Genomic DNA, 2,157 nt, shown 5'->3' on the forward strand with positions numbered 1-2,157 from the left:
GATTAAAGATTTATCGGTGATGGATGGGGATGCGTCTGATTAGCTTGTTGGCGGGGTAACGGCCCACCAAGGCGACGATCAGTAGGGGTTCTGAGAGGAAGGTCCCCCACATTGGAACTGAGACACGGTCCAAACTCCTACGGGAGGCAGCAGTGAGGAATATTGGTCAATGGGCGAGAGCCTGAACCAGCCAAGTAGCGTGCAGGATGACGGCCCTATGGGTTGTAAACTGCTTTTATAAGGGAATAAAGTGAGTCTCGTGAGGCTTTTTGCATGTACCTTATGAATAAGGACCGGCTAATTCCGTGCCAGCAGCCGCGGTAATACGGAAGGTCCGGGCGTTATCCGGATTTATTGGGTTTAAAGGGAGCGTAGGCCGGAGATTAAGCGTGTTGTGAAATGTAGACGCTCAACGTCTGCACTGCAGCGCGAACTGGTTTCCTTGAGTACGCACAAAGTGGGCGGAATTCGTGGTGTAGCGGTGAAATGCTTAGATATCACGAAGAACTCCGATTGCGAAGGCAGCTCACTGGAGCGCAACTGACGCTGAAGCTCGAAAGTGCGGGTATCGAACAGGATTAGATACCCTGGTAGTCCGCACGGTAAACGATGGATGCCCGCTGTTGGTCTGAATAGGTCAGCGGCCAAGCGAAAGCATTAAGCATCCCACCTGGGGAGTACGCCGGCAACGGTGAAACTCAAAGGAATTGACGGGGGCCCGCACAAGCGGAGGAACATGTGGTTTAATTCGATGATACGCGAGGAACCTTACCCGGGCTTGAATTGCAGAGGAAGGATTTGGAGACAATGACGCCCTTCGGGGCCTCTGTGAAGGTGCTGCATGGTTGTCGTCAGCTCGTGCCGTGAGGTGTCGGCTTAAGTGCCATAACGAGCGCAACCCCTCTCCTTAGTTGCCATCAGGTCAAGCTGGGCACTCTGGGGACACTGCCACCGTAAGGTGTGAGGAAGGTGGGGATGACGTCAAATCAGCACGGCCCTTACGTCCGGGGCTACACACGTGTTACAATGGCAGGTACAGAGAGATGGTGTTCTGCAAAGCGCATCTAATCCTTAAAGCCTGTCTCAGTTCGGACTGGGGTCTGCAACCCGACCCCACGAAGCTGGATTCGCTAGTAATCGCGCATCAGCCATGGCGCGGTGAATACGTTCCCGGGCCTTGTACACACCGCCCGTCAAGCCATGAAAGCCGGGGGCGCCTAAAGTCCGTGACCGTAAGGAGCGGCCTAGGGCGAAACTGGTAATTGGGGCTAAGTCGTAACAAGGTAGCCGTACCGGAAGGTGCGGCTGGAACACCTCCTTTCTGGAGAGACGAATATATTTAGTGATTAGTGATTAATTATTATTGATTATCTCTTCACTTATATTTATTGAGATAGTGACTGATTAAAGTTCGCTTCTCTTCTTGTACGCACCATCTGTTTAATCAAATACAGGAGACTGAGAGAATTAATAATTAATAATGTATAATTAATAGTTTGGCTCAAGTAAAATGGTTCAACTCCACAATCTCCACTATGCCTTTTAAGGCAAGAAGATCTTTGACATATTGACACAAGCAAAACTGTAAGTAATGAACTTTAGTTCAGACTAAAGTGAATCAAATCGCAAGATGAGATTTCACAAGTTAGAATACAGCTGAAAGTATGAGCTACTTATTCGTTATTCGGAAACGAGTAACAAGAATACAGTCGTAAAGAAAGTAAGAAAGGGCGTATGGCGGATGCCTAGGCTCACGGAGGCGATGAAGGACGTGATAAGCTGCGATAAGCTTCGGGTAGGTGCAAATAACCCTTGATCCGAAGATTTCCGAATGGGACAACCTAGCCGTCTGAAGGACGGTTACTAGCACTTAAGTGTTAGAGCTAACGCAGGGAACTGAAACATCTTAGTACCTGCAGGAAGAGAAAATAAATGAATGATTCCCCCAGTAGTGGCGAGCGAACGGGGAACAGCCCAAACCAGTGGCGTCGCAAGGCGTGGCTGGGGTTGTAGGACCGCGACATTGTATGCAAATCGTGAACAGAACACTTTGGAAAATGTGACCATAGACGGTGATAGTCCAGTATGTGAAGCGAAATGCGGCATAGCGGTATCCTGAGTAACGCGGGACACGAGGAATCCTGCGCGAATCTGCCG

General features: G+C 49.7%; 2 rRNA genes. Both read left to right on the forward strand.

Going from position 1 to position 2,157, the window contains the following annotated elements:
- A 16S ribosomal RNA gene (locus tag F7D73_RS15805) occupies nucleotides 1-1,321 on the forward strand; the annotation flags it as partial.
- 393 nt (nucleotides 1,322-1,714) lie between these two features.
- A 23S ribosomal RNA gene (locus F7D73_RS15810) occupies nucleotides 1,715-2,157 on the forward strand; the annotation flags it as partial.

The organism is Segatella copri (genome assembly GCF_009494395.1).
GTDB lineage: Bacteria > Bacteroidota > Bacteroidia > Bacteroidales > Bacteroidaceae > Prevotella.